This is a genomic window from Nonomuraea typhae (assembly GCF_009760925.1).
GTDB classification, from domain to species: domain Bacteria; phylum Actinomycetota; class Actinomycetes; order Streptosporangiales; family Streptosporangiaceae; genus Nonomuraea; species Nonomuraea typhae.
Genome location: NZ_VRLV01000003.1, coordinates 449521 through 467493, shown reverse-complemented (window position 1 = coordinate 467493; position 17973 = coordinate 449521). Strand labels below are relative to the sequence as shown.

The window sequence follows — 17973 nt, the reverse complement described above, 5'->3', positions numbered from 1 at the left end:
CGGGACAAGGGTGTCAAGATATCGTGCTGACATGCGCGCCAGCCGCCTGTTGTCCCTGCTCCTGCTGCTCCAGACCCGGGGCAGGATGACCGCGGGCGAACTGGCCGGGGAGCTGGAGGTGTCGGTCAGGACCGTCTACCGCGACGTCGAGGCGCTGTCGGCGGCGGGCGTGCCGGTGTACGCCGATCGCGGGCCGGCGGGCGGCTACCAGTTGCTGGACGGCTTCCGGACCCGGCTCAACGGGCTGACCGCCGCGGAGGCATCGTCGTTGTTCCTGGCCGCGCTGCCCGGGCCGGCGGCGGAGCTGGGGTTGTCGGAGGTGGTGGCCAACGCCGAGCTCAAGCTGCTGGCCGCGCTGCCGCCCGAGCGGCGTTCCCACGCCACGCGCCTGCGCGAGCGGTTCCTGCTGGACGTGCCGGGCTGGTACCGGGGGTCCGACGACGTGCCGTTCCTGGGTGAGGTGTCGGAGGCGGTCTGGGAGCGGCGCGTGCTCGGGATGACCTACCGCCGGTGGGGGCGGCAGGTTGTGGAGCGGGTCCTGCACCCGTACGGGCTGGTGCTGAAGGGCGGCTCCTGGTACATGGTGGCGGCCCCGGCCGAGGGCGGGAACCCGCGCACCTACCGGGTCGCGCGCATCCTGAGCGCCGAGACACGGGAGGACGTCTTCGAGCGGCCGGAGGGCTTCGAGCTGGCGGCGTTCTGGCAGGCGTACGCCAAGGAGTTCCGCGAGCGCATGTACACGGCGCAGGCGGAGATCAGGATCGCCCCCGGCACGGAGGGCCTGCTGGCCTACACCCTGGGCGAGGACGTGGTGACCGCGGCGCTGGCCGAGGCGGGCGAGCCGGGCCCCGAGGGCCGGCGGACCCTGGTCGTGCCGATCGAGTCGATCACCCACGCCCGCTGGCTGCTGCTGCGGATGGGGGCGTCGGTGGAGGTCGTCGGCCCTCCCGAGCTGCGGGAACTGATGGCGGAGGCGGTCGCGGAGCTGGCGAAATTGTACGGCTGAGCAACAGGATCCGTGGAAGTATGTCCGGCATGTATCTGCTTGTTGCCTTCGTTGGGGCCTGTCTCCTGGTGGCCATGGTGCCCGGGGTCAGCGCGGCGGTCATCCTCCGACAGACGCTGCGGGCCGGCCGCGGCTCCGGCATGGCCGCCACGTTCGGCAACGAGACCGGCATCTTCCTGTGGGCCCTGGCCGCCGCCTTCGGCCTGTCGGCCCTGCTGCTGGCCTCCCAGCTCGCCTACGACGTGATGCGCGTGGCCGGCGCCGTCTTCCTGGTCTACATGGGCGCCCAGTCGCTGTGGCAGGCCCGCAAACGCCGCCGGGCCCCGGACGCCGCCGAGCCGGAGACGGCCGAGCCCGTCACCGGCTGGCGCCGGTCCTACCTCGCCGGCCTGGGCACCTGCCTGGCCAACCCGAAGGCCGCCGTCTTCGCGATGTCGTTCCTGCCGCAGTTCGTGCCGCCGGGCCAGAACGTCCCCCTCACGCTCGTGCTCCTCGCCGTCATCTGGGTGCTCGTGGACACCCTCTGGTTCGCCCTGGTCGTCTGGACGATCGCGCGCACCAAGGAGCTGCTCAACCGCCCGTCCGTGCGCCGCCGCCTGGAGCAGGTCTCCGGCGTGGTCCTCATCGGCCTCGGCGTGCGCCTCGCGGTGGAGTCGCGATGACGATCTGGTACGGCGAAGCCGGATCCGGTGACCCGGTCGTCCTGCTGCACGCCGGGGTCGCCGACTCCCGGATGTGGCGGCCGCAGGCCGAGGCCCTGGCCGGGCACTTCCGGGTGATCACGGTGGACTTCCGTGGCTTCGGCCGCAGCCCCTACGAGGCGGCCGGGCCGTACAGCGACAGCGGAGACGTCGCCGCGGTCCTGGACCGGCTGGGGCTGAGCGAGGCGAGGCTGGTCGGCGCCTCCTACGGCGCCCGGGTGGCCCTGGAACTGGCCGCGCAGGGGTACGCCGGGAAGCTGGTGCTGCTCAACGCCGGCTCCGACCTGCCGCGCAGCGAGGACCTGAAGGCGTTCATCGCCGAGGAGAACCGGCTGCTCGAGCTCGGTGAGGTGCAGGCCGCCGCCGAGCTGAACGCCGACGTCTGGCTCGGCCCCGAGGCCACCGCGCAGACCCGCGCCCGGGTCGTGGAGATGCAGGCGCGCGCGTTCGAGCTGCAGCTCGGCCACGACCTGGAGCAGGAAGAGGTGGCGGTGGACCCGGCCGCCGTCGATGTGCCCGCCCTGGTCGTCACCGGCGCCCACGACCTGCTGCACTTCCGGCAGAGCGGCCCCCACCTGGCCGGCCGGCTGCCGCAGGGCCGCCTCGTCGAGCTCGGCTGGGCCGGTCATCTTCCCTCGATGGAGCGTCCGGAGGAGATCACCCGGCTGCTGCTGGACTACCTTTAGTGCATGACGAACGACCTGGCCAACCTGATGCGGCAGGCGCAGGACGAGGACCCGCTGCGGGCCCTGCAGGCCACCACCGCGCTCCGCCGGGAGATTGAGCGCATGGAGGCGGTGCAGGTCCGCAGGGCCCGCGTGGCGGGCCTGGCCTGGGCGACGATCGCCGACGCCATCGGGGTGAGCAAGCAGGCCGTCCACAAGAAGTACGGCAGACGCTAGACGTTGTCCCAGATCGTGCCGTCGCCCAGCTCGATGGGGACGCCGACCAGCGAGCCGTACTCGGTCCACGAGCCGTCGTAGTTGCGCACGTCGGGGTGGCCCAGCAGCTCGTGCAGGACGAACCAGGTGTGCGCGGAGCGCTCGCCGATCCGGCAGTAGGCGATCACCGGGCCCCGCGGCTCGCCGTACAGCTCACGCAGCTCGGTCCTGGACTTGAACGTGCCGTCCGCGTTGCACGCCTGCGACCAGGGGATGTTCCGCGCCGTGGGGATGTGGCCGGGACGCTGGGCGCTCTCCTGCGGCAGGTGGGCCGGCGCCAGGAGCCGCCCGGCGTACTCGTCGGGTGAGCGCACGTCGATGAGGCGGACCGTGCCGATGGCGGCCAGCACCTCGTCGCGCAGCGCGCGGATGCCGGCGCGCTGCGGATCCGCCTTGTAGACGGTGGCGGCCCGGTCCGGCGCCTCGGTGACCAGCGGCAGGCCGTCCAGCTCCCACTTCTTGCGGCCGCCGTCCAGCAGGCGCACGTCCGGGTGACCGTACAGGGTGAAGTACCAGTAGGCGTAGGCGGCGAACCAGTTGTTGTTGCCGCCGTACAGGACGACCGTGTGCTCGCGGCCGATGCCGACGCGGGCCATCAGCCGTTCGAAGCCCGCCTGGTCCACGAACTGCCGCCGGACCGGGTCCTGAAGGTCCTTCGTCCAGTCCAGCTTCACCGCGCCCTCGATATGGCCGCGGTCGTAGGCCGTGGTGTCCTCGTCCACCTCGACGAAGACGACCTCCGGGTCGTCCAGGTGCCGCCGGGCCCAGGTGACGTCGGCCAAAGACTTCTCGTAGCTCATGGCCGTACCCTCGCCGACGCCGATATACGTCTCATAAGCAAGCGGTCACCACGGGCCGGGCACAGGCCACCTCCTCCAGGAACGGCGTGAACGGGAAGTCGGTGCCGAGCACGAGCCGGTCCCGGCCGAAGGTCTCGGCGGCGGCTCGCAGCGCGGGCGGGTGGGCGAAGCAGGCGGTGTCGTAGTACAGCAGCCGCAGCGCCTCGGCGAGCGGTTCGCCCGACTGGTGGTCGATGCGCCTGGCCAGCATCGGCAGCGCGCCGCCGAGGTGGGGGACGAGGATGCGCAGGCGGGGGAAGCGCTGCGGGACGCCTTCGCGCACCAGGGTGAGGGCGGCGACGGAGTCCTCGACCGGGGCGCCCAGCATCCAGCGCAGGGCGCCGCCGCCGACGTTCAGGCGGCCCGACGGGTGCACGAGCAGCAGCGCGCCGCGCCGGTCGAGCTCCTCGTACAGCGGGCCGAGCGTGCCGAGCCGGTCGGCGTTGACCGCCACCCCGGCCGCGCCCAGCTCGTCGAAGGCCCGGCGCAATTCCTCCAGCGCCGCGTCCGCGTGCGGCAGCGGCAGCGCGGCCAGGGCGCCCAGCCGTCCGCCCGACTGCTGGACGGCCGCCGCGTACAGGTCGTTGGCGTGCCGCGCCGCGCTGACGGCGTGGGCGGCGTCGGCGAAGTCCGGGCCCTGGGGCACCACCGAGATGAGCTGCCGGTCCACGCCGGCCCGTTCCATCAGCGCGAACCGCTCGCCCATCGAGGCGATCGCGTGCCGCTGGACCGAGGTGTCGGCGCGGCCGTACCTCTCGAGGCGGTCGAGGTAGTCGTGCGTCCACAGGTGGGCGTGGTGGTCGACGAGCATCAGAGGAGCATCAGTCGTGGGACGGGAACTCGGCCAGCACGTGCGCGCGGGCGGCCTCCACCAGCCGGTTGGCCCGGCCCTCCTCGACGCCGACGAGCCGGCCGTCGCGCTTGCGGACCTCACCGGCGACCAGGACGGTGTCGATGTCCCGCGTGCTCGCCTGCATGAGCACCTGCGCGGCGGGGTCGCCGAGCGGGGTGCCGAACGCGCCGGGGTCGATGACGATCACGTCGGCCTGCTTGCCCGGGGTGAGGCTGCCGATCCGGCCGGCCAGGCCGAGCGCCTCGGCGCCGCTCATGGTGCCGTTCCTGAGCACGTCGCGGGCGGTCAGCGTCGGGATGCCGGGGCGGCGCCGTCCGGTCCTGCCCTCGGCGCGCTCGGCCTGGGAGTCCAGGTAGCAGGTCAGCTGGTAGCCCAGGCGCATCTGGCCCAGCAGGTCGGCGTTGGTGTAAGTGGCCACGTCGCAGCCCCAGCCGGTGCGCAGGCCCAGCGCGGCGGCCCGGCGCTGCACGGTGAACGGGGAGCCGAGGCCGACCTCGACCGACGGGGTGACCGACAGGCTCGCGTCGGCGTCGGCCAGCATGCGGATCTCGTCGTCGGTGAACACGTTGCCGTGCACCGGCAGCAGGTCGGGGCCGAGCAGCCCGGCCTCGTGCATCTCGGTGATCTGGCCGGGGAAGTTGGAGTGGATGGTCATGCGCAGCCCGCGTTCCCTGGCGAAGGCCACCTCCTTGGCGCTCTTGGCGATGTCGATGGTCTCCAGGTCGCTGAGCGCCAGCATGAGCGTGACCCGGTCGTGGGTGATCGCCTCGTGCGCGCGCACGGCGTCGGCCAGGCGCTGGTCGTGGGTGGTGAAGTGGCCCAGAGGCTTCTCCCGGATGCTGTAGCCGTGCACGCCGCGCACGCCGGAGTCGATCAGGGCCTGCACGGCGGCATCGGAGTGCTCGGGGGTGACGATGGCGTGGCAGAAGTCCAGCGCCGTGGTCACCCCGTTGGCCAGCAGCTCCAGCCCGCCCGCGTACCCGCCGGCGTAGATGTCCTCCGGCCGGTAGCGGGAGCGGTAGGGCAGGACCTTCTCGAAGTACTCGCCCTTCCACAGCTCACCGGCCAGCCCGCGCATCACCGTCTGCCACAGGTGGATGTGGGTGTCCACGAAGCCCGGCATCACGATCTTGCCGGTCGCGTCGATCACCTGGTCGGCCCCGGCGGCCACGGTCTCGCCGACGGAGGTGATCACCGCGTCGTCGATGAGCAGGTCGCCGCCGGGCACGTCGCCGATGGCCGGATCCATGGTCAGCAGGTGGCCGCCGCGGATGAGGGTCTTCACGCGTTCTCCTTGGGTTCGAGGTGGCACAGGACGCCGTCGCGCAGCGGCGGGTCCTCCGCCTGGCAGGCGTCGATCGCGAGCGGGCAGCGCGGGTGGAAGGCGCAGCCGGACGGCGGGCTGAGCGGGCTGGCCGGTTCGCCCAGCGGCCGGGCCCGCCCGAGCCGCCGCTCGCGCTGCGCCTTGGGGTCGGGGACCGGCACCGCGTCCAGCAGCATGCGGGTGTAGGGGTGCCGCGGCTCGCGGTAGACCTGCTCGGCGGGCCCGGTCTCGACCAGCCGCCCCAGGTACATCACCCCGACCCGGTGGCTGATCTGCCGCACCACGGCCAGGTCGTGCGAGATGAACAGCAGGCTGAGCCCGAGCTCCTTCTGCAGCCCGGTCAGCAGGTCGACGATCTGGGCCTGGGTGGAGACGTCCAGCGCGCTGACCGCCTCGTCGCAGATCACCAGCCGGGGGCCGACGCTGAGCGCGCGGGCGATCGCCACCCGCTGCCGCTGCCCGCCGGACAGCTCGTAGGGGTAGCGGCCGGCCAGCTTCTGCGCCAGGCCGACCTGGTCGAGCAGCTCGGCGACGTTCGCGTCGCCGCCGCCGGCGCGCACCGCCTGCTCCAGCGTCTGCGAGACGAGCATGCGCGGGTTGAGCGAGGCCAGCGGATCCTGGAACACCACCTGGACGGCCCGGCGGTACCACTGCGGCGTCCTGCGCCCGAAGGCGGCCACGTCGTGCCCGTCGAAGGTGATGCGCCCGGCCGAGGGCCGCACCAGCCGCAGCAACGCCCGCCCGGTGGTGCTCTTGCCGCAGCCCGACTCGCCCACCAGCCCGAACGTCTCCCCGGGCGCGACGGTGAAGCTGACCCCGCGCACCGCGTCGAAACGCCGCCGCCCCGAGGCGTAGGTGACGCGCAGCCCCTCAACGCTCAGCATGGGCTCACTCCCGTCGGCGTGGCGGCGATCAGCGCCTTGGTGTAGTCGTGCGCGGGCGCGTTGAACAGCGGATCGACCGGCGCCGTCTCCACGATCCGGCCCTCGCGCATCACCGCCACCCGGTCGCAGGCGTCGGCGACCACGGCCAGGTCGTGGGTGATCAGGATGATCGTCATGCCGAACCCTTCCCGCAGGTCCAGCAGCAGGTCGAGCACCTGGCGCTGGATCGTCACGTCGAGCGCGGTGGTCGGCTCGTCGGCGATGAGCAGCTTGGGCCGGGCCGCCAGCGCCCTGGCGATCACCACCCGCTGGGCCATGCCGCCGGAGAACTGGTGCGGGTAGTCCTTCAGCCGCCGCTTGGCGTCCGGGACGCCGACCAGCGTGAGCAGCTCGGCCGCCCGTTCCCTGGCCGCGCGCCTGGACAGGCCCTCGTGGGTGCGCAGCGGCTCGCAGAGCTGGCGGCCGATCGTGTGCACCGGCGACAGGGCCGAGACCGGGTCCTGGAAGACCATGCCGATCCCCGGCCCGCGCACCGCGGCCAGGTCGGCGTCGCTCAGGCCGATCAGCTCCCGCCCGGCCAGCCGTACGCTGCCGGAGGTGACCTCGCCGGGCGGCGGGACCAGCCCCGCGAGCGCCAGCGCGGTCATCGACTTGCCCGAGCCCGACTCGCCGACGATCCCGAACACCTCGCCTTCCGCCACGTCGAAGCCGATGCCGCCGACCGCGACCTGGCCGGGGAACTCCACGCGCAGATCGTGCACCTGCAGCAGCGCCCCGCCGTCGGCCGCGGGCGTCGGCGTGGCCTTGGGGGTACGGCGCCGCCACGGCAGCACCGCGTCCCCGTGCCGGCCCATCGCGTCCCGGATGCCGTCGCCCAGCAGGTTGAACGCCAGGACGGTCAGTGTGATCGCCAGGCCGGGGAAGACCGGCAGCCAGGGCTGCTGGGCGGCGTAGGCGCGGGACTTGTCCAGCATCTGCCCCCAGCTCGCGTCGCCCACCTCGATGCCCAGCCCGAGGAAGCTCAGCGTGGCCTCGAACAGCTGGGCCAGCCCGAGGAAGATGGCCGACTGCACGATGAGCGGCCCGGCCACGTTGGGCAGGATCTGGCCGAAGACGATGCGCGGCGTGGAGAGCCCCAGCACCCTGGCCGCGTCCACGTACGGCTGCTCGCGCTCGACCAGCACCGCGCCGCGGGTGAGCCGGAGCAGGTGGATGCCGAAGACCACGCCGATGGCCAGCATCGCGTTGGTGAGCCCGCGGCCGAGCACGGCGATGACGCCGAAGGCCAGCAGCAGGGCGGGCAGCGAGCTGATCGCGTCCACCAGGCGCATCGCCACCCGGTCCCACCAGCCGCCCAGGTAGCCGATGACCAGGCCCAGCGGCACGCCGACCAGCAGCGCCAGCGCCACCGCCTGCAGGGAGGCGCGCAGCGCGACCCGGCTGCCGTAGATGATCCGGGACAGCTGGTCGCGGCCCAGCTCGTCGGTGCCGAGCCAGTGCCCGGCGCTCGGCCCGGCGAGCTTGCCGGGCACGTTGAGCCGGGACGGGTCGTGCGGCGCCAGCCAGGGCGCGAACACCGCCGCCGCCACCAGGAGCAGCAGGAAGGCCATGCAGACGAGGGTCAGCGGCTGGCGCACCAGGCGGCGCAGCACCCGCGCCCACCCGGTGGTGACGACCACCCGCTCGACCTCGACCTGGTCCACGCTCATTGGGGCCTCGCCTTCGGATCGAGCAGCCCGTAGGCGACGTCCACGGCCAGGTTGATCAGCACGACCATGCAGGCCACCAGCAGGATGCCGCCCTGCACGAGCGGGATGTCGTTGCGCACCACGGCGTCCAGCAGCAGCGTCCCGGTGCCCGGGATGGCGAACACCCGCTCCACCACGAAGCTCACCGCCAGCAGCACGGCCAGCTCCCAGCCGATCACGGTGACGATCGGCACCATCGCGTTGCGCAGCGCGTACCGGTAGACGATGCGCCGCCGTGGCGTGCCCACCGCGCGCAGCGCCTGCACATAGGGCGCCCGCAACGTCTCCAGCACCGCGCCGCGCGTCTGCCGGGCGATCACCGCGGCCGAGTGGATGGCCAGCGCGACGCTCGGCAGCACCAGCCCCCGCGCCCACGCCGCCGGATCGTCCTGGAACCGGGTGAACCCGAGCACGGGAAACCACCTCAGCTGTACGGCGAAGCCCAGCACGAGCAGCAGCGCCAGCCAGAATCCGGGGATCGCCAGCCCGAGCGAGGTGATCCCGGTGACCACCCGGTCGGCGGCGGACCCGCTGCGCAGGGCGGCGAACACGCCCAGCGGCACCCCGATCGCGATCGCGACCAGCGCCCCGCCGGCCACCAGCGCCAGGGTCACCGGCAGCCGGCCCAGGAACGTCTCCAGGATGGGCTGCTTGGTGAAGATGGACACCCCGAGGTCGCCGCGGAATGCGCCGAGCACCCAGTCGCCGAACTGCACCGGCAGCGCCCGGTCATAGCCGAGCTCGCGGGCCAGCTGCGCCCGCTGCTCCATGCTGGAGCCCTCGCCGAGGATCTGCCTGATCGGATCGACCGGGGTCAGGTGGATCAGCACGAAGACGATGACCGACACCAGCAGGAGCAGGGGCACCAGCGTGACCAGGCGGGTGAGGATCAACCTGCTCATCTCAGCCGGTCACCTTCGCTTCCCGGTACCGGAAGACCGACGGCTCGGAGCGGGTGGGCACGATGTTGTCCACCTTCTTGGGGTCCCAGGCGAAGACGATCGGCCGGCTGAAGAAGCCGCAGTCGTATGCCTGGTCGTGGATGAGCTTGGTCATCTGCTGCCAGACCTTCTCCTGGGCGACCGGGTCCTTCTCGGCCAGCCCCTTCTCGGCCAGCTCGTCCAGCTCGGGCGCGGCGGCCTGGAACGGGTTGCCGACGCCCTTCTTGGCGAAGCGGTAGGCGTAGTAGTCGTAGACGCCGGGCGTCTCGGAGTTGCTGGTGTTGTAGGCCGCGGGGAACTTGCCCACGTCGAAGGTGGAGAAGAACTGCGGCACCGACATCTTCTCGATCTTGACGGTGATGCCCGCCTCACCGAGCTGGCTGCGGATCAGCTCCGCCATCGGCTCCAGCTCGTTGTAGATCGGGAAGGTGAAGGACAGGCTGGGCTTGCCGGCCGCGGCCAGCAGGCTCTTGGCCTTGGCGATGTCGCGCGGCCAGGCTTTGACCGCCGGGTCGTGGCCCGGCGTGCCCTGGTCGAAGCGCTGGTCGTAGCTCTCGCCCAGGCCCTCGAACTGGCCGTCGATGAGGGCCTTGGTGTCGAGCGAGGAGCAGACGGCCTGCCGTACCCTCGCGTCGGCGAAGACGTCCTTGCGGTCGAAGAACAGGAAGTGGTAGCGCAGGGCCGGGTACCACAGGGTCTTGAAGCCCTGGGCGTCGGCCTGGGCCTTGATCGCGGGCGAGACGGAGATCACGTCGAGCTGGCCGGTGGACAACGCGTTGATGGCCGCGTTGTCGTCGCTGACCGTGTGGATCTCCAGCCGCTTGGCGACGGTGGCGGACTTGTCCCAGTAGCCGGGGTAGGCGTCGAGGACGACCTTGGCGTCCTGGACCGTCTCGCCCGGGTTGAGCTTCCAGGCGCCGGTGCCGGCCGGCTGCTTCTGGAAGGTCTTGTCCTTGATGGTCTTGGGGCTGAGCATGTAGCCGCCGCTCCTGGCCAGCTCGGGCAGGAGCGTGGGCGCGGCCCGCTTGAGCTTCAGGACCAGGTGCGTCGGGTCGACGACCTCGACGGCGGCCACCGGGCCCATGATGGGCGCGTACTGGCTGGGGCTGTCGCGGACGCGCTCGAGGTTGGCTTTCACCGCCTCGGCGTCGAACGGGGTGCCGTCGTGGAAGGTCACCCCCTCGCGCAGGGTGAACTCCACCTGCTCGGGCGTCTGCTTCCACTCCGTGGCCAGGCGCGGCTGCAGGGTCACGCCGTCCGGGGCCAGCTCGACGAGCTGCTCGAACACCGCGGAGATGAAGGTGTTGTTGGGCTTGTTGAAGGTATCCCAGTCGTCGAGGGTGAATCCGACGCCGAAGCGGATCGTTCCCGAGTTCGCGCCGGCGGAGGCGGGAGCGGCGGGAGCGGGGCCGGTGTCCGCACCGGAACATCCGGTGAGGAGGACGGCGGTGGCCAGGGTGACGACGGTCAATGAGCGGGACATGTGGCGGCTCCCATCACACGGTTACGCAAACGATCGGCCGGTCCAGGTCCGGCGGCCGTCCACCACGGTGAGCTCGACCCCGATCTGCGGGATCTCGTCCTCCGGGATGGTGAAGTAGTCCCGGTCGAGCACGGTCAGATCCGCGCGCATCCCGGGCTGGAGCCGTCCCCGCTCGTGCTCCTCGAAGCTGAACCAGGCGGCGCCGTGCGTGTAGATGCGCAGCGCTTCTTCCCTGGTCAGTAAGTTGCCGGCCGCCCTGATGCGGCGGCCGCCGATCTCCTTGCCCGACACGTACCAGTGCAGGGCGGTGAAGGGCAGGTAGGAGGCGACGCGCATGGCGTCGGTCCCGCCGCCCAGCGGCACCCCGGCGTCCAGCAGGGCGCGCAGCGGCGGGGCGTGGGAGACGTCGCCCCACGCCTCGGCGAGCTCCATGCCCTCGAAGCGGAGCATCGCCGGGACCAGCACGCCCACGCCGAGCGCGGCGACCCGGGCGACCAGGTCCGGGGTCAGGCCCTCGCCGTGCACGATCGACCAGCGCAGCTCGCCGATGGGGGCGTCCAGTTGCTCCCAGAGCGAGATGACCGCCTCCAGGGTGTCGGTCCTGATGGCGTGGATCTGCAGCGGCCAGCCCTTGTCCGCCGCCTCGCGGAAGCGCTCGCCCAGCGCCGCCAGCGAGGCGGGCGACAGGTCGGGGGCCCGGCTGAACACGTCGTGCACGTTGTAGTGGATGACCTCGCCCATGCCCAGCACCTTGAGCATGCCGTCGCCGAAGCCCGGCTGCAGGTACCTCAGGTATCCGGGCAGCTCCTCCTGCTCGGCGCCGGGTTTGGAGGCGTGGACGGTCGGCCGTACCCGCACCGTCAGCTCGCCGCGCCGCCACGTCTCGTACAGCGCCGCGTAGCTGTCGGGGCCGGTGTTGGCGCCGCCGCCGTCGATGAGGCCGGTGATGCCCGCCGCGCTGAAGGCCCGGGAGGCGGCGGCGGTCGAGGCGGCCTGCTGCTCGAGCGTGGGGACGGGGAACTGCCAGTAGGCCCAGCGCATCGCCGCCATGCCGCGGAACACGCCGTCCACGACGTCGACGCCCTCTTTCTCGGCGCGCTCCAGGTCCATGGCGCGCATTCCGGCGGAGTTGAGCATCGCCCAGCTGTAGGCGAACTGGACGTAGACCGGGTGCTCGGGCGCCGCCGCGTCGAGCTCGTCGCGGGTGGGCGCCCGGCGCTCGGCGAACTGGTCGGGATGCCAGCAGCCGATCACCTGGATCCACGTGCCCTTGGGCCGGTCGAGGGCCGCCCGCGCGATCAGGGCGAGCGCCTCGGCCAGCGTGGTGACGTTCACCCAGTGGATCTCGTCGTTCCAGGTGAGCCCGGCCCGCACGAAGTGGGTGTGGCTGTCGATGAGCCCGGGCACCACCCGCCGCCCGCCCAGGTCGACCACCTCTGCGGTGTCCCCGGCGGCTGCCGTGACCTCGTCGGTACGGCCGGCCGCGGCGACCCGGCCGCCGGCCAGCCACAGGGCTTCGACCTCCGGCGGGGTGGTTCCGTCCGCGGCCAGAGTGGTGATCTTGCCGTTGGTGAGCAGCAGGTCCATGGCGGCGAGTCTCTGACCAATGCGCCCCTTCTGTCAATCGTTTGCGCTCGCTTTTGCCACGATTGACGCTCTAGCTGGGGAGAAGTACTGTGCAATCGATTGCGAACCGGAATGCGCTTGACCGGTCACCCGGACGGCGCTCAGCCGGCCGGTTTCACCGTGCGGAAACCGCAGTTGCCCGAACTGGATGAGGGGGTGGTGGCCGAGCGGGCGCTGACCCGGTAGCGGTGGCAGTAGGAGTCGTGGCACAGGTACGACCCGCCCCGGATCACGCGGCGCTCGCCGGTGCCGGGGCCGGTAGGACTCATGACCGGAGACCGGCCATAAAACGCGACGTCGAACCAGTCGGCACACCATTCCCATATATTTCCGGACATTTCGTGTAGACCGTATCCGTTCGCCGGGTAGGCGCGCACGGGTGCGGTGGCCGGCCAGCCGTCCTCCGCGGTGTTGTCCGATGGGAAGCGCCCCTGCCAGATGTTGCACATCCAGCGGCCCTCCGGCAGCAGCTCGTCACCCCAGGCGAAACGCCGCCCGGCCAGCCCGCCCCGGGCGGCGTACTCCCACTGCGCCTCGGTGGGCAGCCGCCGCCCGGCCCACGCGCAGTAGGCCGCCGCGTCGTGCCAGGACACGTGCACGACCGGGTGGCCGTCCTCGGCCCGCGACAACGGGCCGAAGGGGTGCCGCCAATCGGCCCCGCGCACGGTGACCCACCACGGCGCCGCCGGATCGACGCCCAGGACGTCGCTCCGGGAAGCGGCCACCGCCAGGTGGAAGACCGCCGAGGACCCCGCCCGCTCGGCGTCGGTGCGGTACCCGGTCTCCCGGGCGAAGGCCGCGAACATGCCCGCCGTCACCGCCGTCGCGTCCATGCGGAACGGCGGCAGCCGTACCAGGTGCACGGGCGTCTCGCCGTCGGCGGGATAACCCTCGGCGAAGGCGTCGCCCATGAGGAACGAACCCCCCGGGATCGCGACGTCGTCGTGGGGGACCGGCGCGGCGGACGGCGTGATCGCGGCCCGGGGCTCGGACACCGGGCCGGTTACGGGTGTGCAACAGGGCGTTGACGGCTTCATGCTGCGAAGTATATGAATCAACTCACATAAGTGCACTTGCACATAGGAGTCTCCGTGAGGTTTGACCACGTCCTGCTCGCACTGCTGGCCGGTCGTCCGTTCAGTGGCTACGACCTGCGCAAATGGCTTGAGGTCGAGGGACAGTTCGTGCGCTCGCGCGCCCACCACAGCCAGATCTACCGGCTGCTCGGCCGGATGGCGGCCGACGGCTGGGTGGAGTTCGAGGTGGACGAGCGCGAAGGGCGGCCGGACGCCAAGGTGTACCGGCTCACCCCGGAAGGGCGGCGCGTGCTGCTGGAGTGGGTGCGCTCGCCGTACGAGCCGCCCAGCCGATTCCAGGACGCCGACTTCACGGCCAGGTTCGGCTTCGCGGCGGCGCTCGACCGGCAGGCGGCGCTGGACATGCTCCGCACGGAGCTGGCCTACCGGCGCGAGCAGATCGCCCGCAGCCGCCACCGCGACCGCACGCTGCGCTTCGAGGACGCGCTGCCCGAGCTCGACCAGGCGCTGGCGCAGGAGGTCTTCGACCGCATGCACGAGGGCGGCGCGGCCGCGGCGGACGCGTGGGTGGCCTGGCTGGAGGAGACCGAGGCTTGGCTGGAGGGCCGATGAAAGCGATCATGGTGATGTTCGACAGTCTCAACCGGCGCATGCTGCCGCCCTACGGCGGCGACTGGACGCACGCGCCCAACTTCGCCAGGCTCGCCGAGCGCGCCACCACCTTCGACCGGTGCTACGCGGGCTCGATGCCGTGCATGCCCGCCCGCCGCGAGATGCACACCGGCCGCCACAACTTCCTGCACCGCAGCTGGGGGCCGCTGGAACCGTTCGACGACTCGATGCCCGAGCTGCTCAAGCAGAGCGGCGTCTACACCCACCTGGTCAGCGACCACCCGCACTACTGGGAGGACGGCGGCGCCACCTACCACGGCCGTTACAACACCTGGGAGTTCTTCCGCGGCCAGGAGGGCGACGCGTGGAAGGGCCAGGTGGCCGACCCGGAGATCCCCGACGACCTCAAGACCATGCGGCACGCCGTCTACCGCCAGGACTGGGTCAACCGGCAGCACATGGACACCGAGGAGCGCCACCCCCAGACCCGCACCTTCGACGCCGGCCTGGAGTTCGTGCGCGCCAACGCCGCCCAGGACCGGTGGTTCGTCCAGATCGAGACGTTCGACCCGCACGAGCCGTTCTTCAGCCACCAGCGCTTCAAGGACCTCTACCCGCACGACTACGCCGGCCCGCACTTCGACTGGCCCGACTACAAGCGCGTCACCGAGACCCCGGACCAGGTCCAGCACGCCCGCTACGAGTACGCCGCGCTGCTGTCGATGTGCGACCACTCGCTCGGCAGGGTCCTGGACGCCATGGACGAGCTCGGCCTGTGGGCGGACACCCTGCTGATCGTCTGCACCGACCACGGGCTGCTGCTGGGGGAGAAGGGCTGGTGGGGCAAGTCGGTGCAGCCCTGGTACAACGAGCTGGTCCACCTGCCGCTGTTCCAGTGGGACCCGCGCACCGGCGCCGCGGGCGAGCGCCGCGAGAACCTCGTGCAGACCATCGACCTGGCGCCCACGCTGCTGGAGTTCTTCGGCCTCGAGCGCCCGGGCGACATGCAGGGCATCCCCCTGAGCTCCGCGCAGACCCGGCACGCCGGGCTGTTCGGCATCCACGGCGGCCACGTCAACGTCACCGACGGCCGCCACGTCTACATGCGCGCCCCCGTCTCCCCGGACAACACGCCCCTGGAGGAGCACACGCTCATGCCCACGCACATGCGCGGCCGCTTCTCCCCGGCCGAACTGTCCGGCATCTCCCTGGCCGAGCCGTTCACGTTCACCAAGGGCGTGCGCACGATACGCGTGCCGGGCCGTACCTTCGTCAACGCCCACCACTTCGGCACGCTGCTGTTCGACCTGGAGCAGGACCCCGGCCAGCGCGCGCCCGTCACCGACGACGACGCCGAGCTGCGCATGGCCGGCCTGCTCGTGGAGCTGATGCGCGCCAACGACGCGCCGCCCTCCCAGTTCGTACGGCTCGGCCTGCCCGTCACCGGCCCGGTCACCACCGAGCACCTGCTGGTGCGCGCCCAGCGCGACCAGGCGGCCCGCGCCGCCCAGGAACTCCCCAGGCCGGAGGACTACCCCGAGGGCAGGCTCTCCCTGCGCACCCCGCTCACCGCGCTGATCGGCGACCCCGTGGCCGTGGAGGTGCTGCGCCGGCACGTGCCCGGCCTGCTCGACTCCGAACTGCTGCAGTTCGTGCGCGGCACACCCCTGATCGATCTCGCGGCGATGGCGGGCGGCGTTCTCCCGCCCGACCGGCTGCGCGCGATCGCCACCGAGCTCGCCGAGCTCTGAGCCGGTGACGGGGCGGCATCCCCGTCACCGGCGAACACCTTCCTCCTCCGCACAGAAAGAGGTGGCGCGATGGCTCAGACTATCGAACAACCCCCCGTGGGAATCCGCGGACGCTGGCGGCAGCTCTCGCTGCTCGGCGGCGCCATGCTCGTCGACAGCACCGAGGCCAGCCTGGTCAACAGCCTGTTCCCGGTGATCAGGCAGGCGCTCGGGCTCTCGCTCGGCGCGCTCGGCATCCTCACCGCCGCCGGCAAGATCGTCGGCGTGGTCACCGGGCCGCTGTGGGTGTGGGCGGCCCGCCGCTGGTCCCGCAAGGGCGTCCTGGTGCTCGCCACCGGCCTGTGGGGCGTCTGGGGCATCGCCGCCGGGTTCTCCCAGAACTTCGCCCAGCTGCTCGTCTTCTACACGATCCTCGCCGCCGGATACGCCGCCGCCCACCCGATCATCACCGAGGTCATCGGGGACCTGTTCGACGACTCCGCCCGCGGCCGGGCCGTCGGCCTGCTGTACGGGGTGATCGCCCTGATCGGCTCCGTCCTCGGCCCGGTCAAGGGCCAGCTCGCCAACGTGGACGACGGCTGGCGCTGGGGCCTGTGGGGCGTCGGGGCGTTCAACGTCCTGCTCGGCCTGGCCATCTGGGTGTGGTTCCGCGACCCCGGCACCGGCGCGGCCGAACGGCAGCTGGCCGGCCTCGACCCGGCCGCCCGCGCCGGCGAGCTCACCTGGGGCCGGGCGCTGGCGTTGCTGCGCATCCCCAGCTTCCTCATCCTCCTCGGCTCCCGCATGCTCTCCGGCCACCTGCTCGTCGGCACGTTCGGCGTGGTCTACCTGGTGGACGTGTTCGGCTTCAGCACGGCCACCGCCTCCGTCGTGCTGCTGCCCTTCGGCGTCGGCTACTTCCTGGGCAACATCGCCGGCGGCTTCGCCGGGGACTGGGCGGTACGGCGCAGCCCCCGCTACGGCCTGGTCGCGGTGCTGCAGGCGGCCCAGTTCGGCTTCGCGATCGCCGCCGTCCTCGGCACCCAGATCTCCTACGGCTCCATCGTGCCCTTCGCCGCGTTCTTCGGGCTGATGGGCGCCATGCAGGGCGTCAACCCCGGCGTGAACCGGCCCATGGTCATGGCCATCACCCCGCCCGAGCTGCGCGGCGCCGCCTTCGCCATCTACATCTCGATCTTCGAGGCGATCGCCTGGGCCGCCTTCAGCCTGGGCGCCGGCTTCCTCGGCGACCTGATCGGGCTCCGGCAGGTGTTCCTGTGGGTCCTGGTCGTGCTCATGGTGGCCAACGGGCTCTTCCTCACGCTGCTCTACCGGCCCTACGCCCGCGACGTGGCCCGCGTCCAGGCCGACCTGGACGCCCGCCGCGAGGACTGGATACGCGGGGTTCACTGAGGAAGACACCGGGACGGCGGGACCGCCACCACGACCGTGTCCACGCGGGGATGCGATCAGCCGAGGCTGCCGAACCGGCCGTTCTCCGCATACCACCGCAGCCCGATCTGCCAGGCATACCCGCGCCGGATCCGCCCCGCCACGTCCGGCGGCAGCGTGTCGAGCCCCCGGTGCACGAGCACCACCTCGGTCCCGCCCGTCACGGCCCGGAACTCCACCTCGATCTCCATGGCCCCGTCGTTGAGCAGATCGGCCCAGAGCACCCGGTGCGGCGGCTCCCAGGCGAGGACGCGGCCGGTGTCGACGTGCCCGCCGTCCTTCCAGACCTCGCGCAGGTACCCGTCCTCGAACCTGATCCCGGCCGCCAGCTCGGGGTTCACCCAGCTGTACGGCCCGCGGACGTACCAGTCGTCGATCTCGTCGGTGAACACCCGGAACGCGGTGCCGGGGTCGGCGGGGACGGTGACGCTGACCCGGACGGAGTCGGTCATCGGCTGCGCTCCACGTGATCCTTGAACGCGCCGAGCTGCTCGGCCCAGAACGCCTGCACCTGGTCCAGCCAGGCATGCAGGGCGGTGAAGGGCTCGGGGCGCAGGGAGTACAGGCGCATCCGGCCGTCGGTGTCGCCGCTCTGGGCGTGCACGAGGCCGCCGGCGCGCAGCACCCGCAGGTGCCGGCTGAGCGCGGGCGCGCTCATCTGGACCGCCTCGGCCAGCTCACCGGCCGGCTTGGGGCCCTCGCGCAGCAGGTCGACCACCTTGCGCCGGGTGGGATCCGCCAGCGCCGCCAGCGTCGCGTCGAGGTCGTTCACCGTCTCCGCCCTTGGCCGTTGACG

18 protein-coding genes are annotated in these 17973 nt (G+C 72.0%); 7 read left to right on the top strand and 11 right to left on the bottom strand.

The annotated features are described in order from the left end of the window. Positions 1-31 precede the first annotated feature (31 nt). From FVE25_RS14275 to FVE25_RS14260, 4 genes are read left to right on the top strand one after another with little or no spacing between them, the layout of a single operon-like run. Entirely contained in the window at positions 32-1006 is a 975-nt protein-coding gene (locus tag FVE25_RS14275) for a helix-turn-helix transcriptional regulator (RefSeq protein ID WP_157247147.1), read from the top strand. Positions 1007-1035: 29 nt separating this feature from the next. Then, positions 1036-1668: a LysE family translocator gene (locus tag FVE25_RS14270; RefSeq protein ID WP_219825493.1), complete on the top strand. Its 633-nt coding sequence runs from the start codon at positions 1036-1038 to the stop codon at positions 1666-1668. After that, entirely contained in the window at positions 1665-2393 is a 729-nt protein-coding gene (locus tag FVE25_RS14265; RefSeq protein WP_157247143.1) for an alpha/beta fold hydrolase, read from the top strand. Before FVE25_RS14270 ends, FVE25_RS14265 begins: the two co-directional genes overlap by 4 nt. A gap of 3 nt (positions 2394-2396) precedes the next feature. Next, the gene (locus tag FVE25_RS14260) at positions 2397-2609 is read left to right on the top strand and encodes a hypothetical protein (RefSeq protein WP_157247141.1); all 213 of its coding nucleotides are present in this window, start codon (positions 2397-2399) and stop codon (positions 2607-2609) included. Here FVE25_RS14260 and FVE25_RS14255 read toward each other — a convergent pair. The 9 genes from FVE25_RS14255 to FVE25_RS14215 form a co-directional block, all read right to left on the bottom strand. After that, a complete protein-coding gene (locus FVE25_RS14255) occupies positions 2606-3448 on the bottom strand; it encodes a sulfurtransferase (RefSeq protein ID WP_157247139.1) in 843 nt (280 codons plus the stop codon). The two genes, FVE25_RS14260 and FVE25_RS14255, sit on opposite strands and share 4 nt — an antisense overlap. Before the next feature lie 31 nt (positions 3449-3479). After that, positions 3480-4298: an amidohydrolase family protein gene (locus tag FVE25_RS14250; protein WP_157247137.1), complete on the bottom strand. Its 819-nt coding sequence runs from the start codon at positions 4296-4298 to the stop codon at positions 3480-3482. 10 nt (positions 4299-4308) lie between these two features. Continuing rightward, a complete protein-coding gene (locus tag FVE25_RS14245) occupies positions 4309-5625 on the bottom strand; it encodes an amidohydrolase family protein (protein ID WP_157247135.1) in 1317 nt (438 codons plus the stop codon). Next, positions 5622-6548, bottom strand: a complete 927-nt coding sequence (locus tag FVE25_RS14240) for an ABC transporter ATP-binding protein (protein WP_157247133.1) — start codon at positions 6546-6548, stop codon at positions 5622-5624. Before FVE25_RS14240 ends, FVE25_RS14245 begins: the two co-directional genes overlap by 4 nt. Further along, positions 6542-8257 (bottom strand): dipeptide/oligopeptide/nickel ABC transporter permease/ATP-binding protein, encoded by a 1716-nt coding sequence (locus FVE25_RS14235; protein WP_157247131.1) that lies wholly within the window; start codon positions 8255-8257, stop codon positions 6542-6544. Before FVE25_RS14235 ends, FVE25_RS14240 begins: the two co-directional genes overlap by 7 nt. Further along, positions 8254-9198, bottom strand: coding sequence for an ABC transporter permease (locus FVE25_RS14230; RefSeq protein ID WP_157247129.1), 945 nt, complete (start codon positions 9196-9198; stop codon positions 8254-8256). Before FVE25_RS14230 ends, FVE25_RS14235 begins: the two co-directional genes overlap by 4 nt. Before the next feature lies 1 nt (position 9199). Continuing rightward, on the bottom strand, positions 9200-10720 hold the full coding sequence (locus tag FVE25_RS14225) for an ABC transporter substrate-binding protein (RefSeq protein WP_157247127.1): 1521 nt from the start codon (positions 10718-10720) through the stop codon (positions 9200-9202). A gap of 21 nt (positions 10721-10741) precedes the next feature. Further along, entirely contained in the window at positions 10742-12307 is a 1566-nt protein-coding gene (locus tag FVE25_RS14220; protein ID WP_157247124.1) for an amidohydrolase, read from the bottom strand. A gap of 140 nt (positions 12308-12447) precedes the next feature. Beyond that, entirely contained in the window at positions 12448-13341 is an 894-nt protein-coding gene (locus FVE25_RS14215; RefSeq protein WP_246267008.1) for a formylglycine-generating enzyme family protein, read from the bottom strand. A 96-nt stretch (positions 13342-13437) separates the two neighbouring features. On the opposite strand from FVE25_RS14215, the gene FVE25_RS14210 reads away from it, so the two are divergent. From FVE25_RS14210 to FVE25_RS14200, 3 genes are all read left to right on the top strand, one after another. Next, on the top strand, positions 13438-13995 hold the full coding sequence (locus FVE25_RS14210; protein ID WP_181019588.1) for a PadR family transcriptional regulator: 558 nt from the start codon (positions 13438-13440) through the stop codon (positions 13993-13995). Next, positions 13992-15746, top strand: coding sequence for a sulfatase (locus tag FVE25_RS14205; RefSeq protein WP_157247118.1), 1755 nt, complete (start codon positions 13992-13994; stop codon positions 15744-15746). Before FVE25_RS14210 ends, FVE25_RS14205 begins: the two co-directional genes overlap by 4 nt. A gap of 69 nt (positions 15747-15815) precedes the next feature. Continuing rightward, positions 15816-17138, top strand: coding sequence for an MFS transporter (locus FVE25_RS14200; protein WP_157247116.1), 1323 nt, complete (start codon positions 15816-15818; stop codon positions 17136-17138). A 56-nt stretch (positions 17139-17194) separates the two neighbouring features. Here FVE25_RS14200 and FVE25_RS14195 read toward each other — a convergent pair whose 3' ends face one another. After that, a complete protein-coding gene (locus tag FVE25_RS14195) occupies positions 17195-17629 on the bottom strand; it encodes an SRPBCC domain-containing protein (RefSeq protein ID WP_157247114.1) in 435 nt (144 codons plus the stop codon). After that, a complete protein-coding gene (locus tag FVE25_RS14190) occupies positions 17626-17949 on the bottom strand; it encodes an ArsR/SmtB family transcription factor (RefSeq protein ID WP_157247112.1) in 324 nt (107 codons plus the stop codon). Before FVE25_RS14190 ends, FVE25_RS14195 begins: the two co-directional genes overlap by 4 nt. Positions 17950-17973: the final 24 nt, after the last annotated feature.

Coding starts and splice junctions, on each gene's coding strand:
- FVE25_RS14240 (WP_157247133.1), bottom strand. CDS start 6,548: ATGCTGAGCGTTGAGGGGCTGCGCGTCACCTACGCCTCGGGGCGGCGG.
- FVE25_RS14230 (WP_157247129.1), bottom strand. CDS start 9,198: ATGAGCAGGTTGATCCTCACCCGCCTGGTCACGCTGGTGCCCCTGCTC.
- FVE25_RS14275 (WP_157247147.1), top strand. CDS start 32: ATGCGCGCCAGCCGCCTGTTGTCCCTGCTCCTGCTGCTCCAGACCCGG.
- FVE25_RS14225 (WP_157247127.1), bottom strand. CDS start 10,720: ATGTCCCGCTCATTGACCGTCGTCACCCTGGCCACCGCCGTCCTCCTC.
- FVE25_RS14270 (WP_219825493.1), top strand. CDS start 1,036: ATGTATCTGCTTGTTGCCTTCGTTGGGGCCTGTCTCCTGGTGGCCATG.
- FVE25_RS14205 (WP_157247118.1), top strand. CDS start 13,992: ATGAAAGCGATCATGGTGATGTTCGACAGTCTCAACCGGCGCATGCTG.
- FVE25_RS14255 (WP_157247139.1), bottom strand. CDS start 3,448: ATGAGCTACGAGAAGTCTTTGGCCGACGTCACCTGGGCCCGGCGGCAC.
- FVE25_RS14200 (WP_157247116.1), top strand. CDS start 15,816: ATGGCTCAGACTATCGAACAACCCCCCGTGGGAATCCGCGGACGCTGG.
- FVE25_RS14265 (WP_157247143.1), top strand. CDS start 1,665: ATGACGATCTGGTACGGCGAAGCCGGATCCGGTGACCCGGTCGTCCTG.
- FVE25_RS14260 (WP_157247141.1), top strand. CDS start 2,397: ATGACGAACGACCTGGCCAACCTGATGCGGCAGGCGCAGGACGAGGAC.
- FVE25_RS14235 (WP_157247131.1), bottom strand. CDS start 8,257: ATGAGCGTGGACCAGGTCGAGGTCGAGCGGGTGGTCGTCACCACCGGG.
- FVE25_RS14195 (WP_157247114.1), bottom strand. CDS start 17,629: ATGACCGACTCCGTCCGGGTCAGCGTCACCGTCCCCGCCGACCCCGGC.
- FVE25_RS14220 (WP_157247124.1), bottom strand. CDS start 12,307: ATGGACCTGCTGCTCACCAACGGCAAGATCACCACTCTGGCCGCGGAC.
- FVE25_RS14250 (WP_157247137.1), bottom strand. CDS start 4,298: ATGCTCGTCGACCACCACGCCCACCTGTGGACGCACGACTACCTCGAC.